3 tRNA genes and 1 rRNA gene are annotated in these 695 nt (G+C 46.5%); all 4 read left to right on the forward strand.

The window, feature by feature from the left end:
- Positions 1 to 70: transfer RNA gene (locus EIZ48_RS28520), tRNA-Glu, on the forward strand.
- Position 71: 1 nt separating this feature from the next.
- Positions 72 to 147, forward strand: a tRNA-Lys gene (locus tag EIZ48_RS28525).
- A gap of 30 nt (positions 148 to 177) precedes the next feature.
- Positions 178 to 253 (forward strand) — tRNA-Val (locus EIZ48_RS28530).
- Between the two features lie 337 nt (positions 254 to 590).
- A 23S ribosomal RNA gene (locus EIZ48_RS28535) occupies positions 591 to 695 on the forward strand; the annotation flags it as partial.

Consider the following 695-nt stretch of genomic DNA (forward strand, 5'->3'; position numbering starts at 1 on the left):
TTCGTCTAGAGGCCTAGGACACCGCCCTTTCACGGCGGTAACAGGGGTTCGACTCCCCTACGGGACGCCATGGGTCGTTAGCTCAGTTGGTAGAGCAGTTGACTTTTAATCAATTGGTCGCAGGTTCGAATCCTGCACGACCCACCATCTTCTCCTTTGAAGATGTAAAACATCGGAGGGCGATTAGCTCAGTTGGGAGAGCACCTCCCTTACAAGGAGGGGGTCACTGGTTCGAGCCCGGTATCGCCCACCACTCTCTAAGCATTTTCTGCACGGATTTGCAGATTCAATAAAGAATACTTTGTTGAGTCCGCTTTTTGTCGCCTGTTGGCGGTGCCGAGAATATTTAGAAAGTGGATATCGAATGATAGACACATGCTCTTTAACAATCTGGAAAGCTGACTAGTAAATTCAACCATAAGGTTGAATTAAAATGTTTCATCGARAGATGAAACGAGTTCTCAAGCAATACACATTCAAGTGTCTTGTGTAAGAGTYCGGCGAAAAACCAATGTCCTTACTTTTCTTGATCGAATGTAGGTGACRYAAACCTTGGTTGTTTGAACATACGAAACCTCTTGGGGTTGTATGGTTAAGTGACTAAGCGTACACGGTGGATGCCTTGGCAGTCAGAGGCGATGAAGGACGTACTAACTTGCGTTAAGCCCAGATTAGGCAGTAAGAGCCACTTGAGT

It is taken from the genome of Photobacterium alginatilyticum (genome assembly GCF_009910675.1).
Lineage (GTDB): Bacteria > Pseudomonadota > Gammaproteobacteria > Enterobacterales > Vibrionaceae > Photobacterium > Photobacterium alginatilyticum.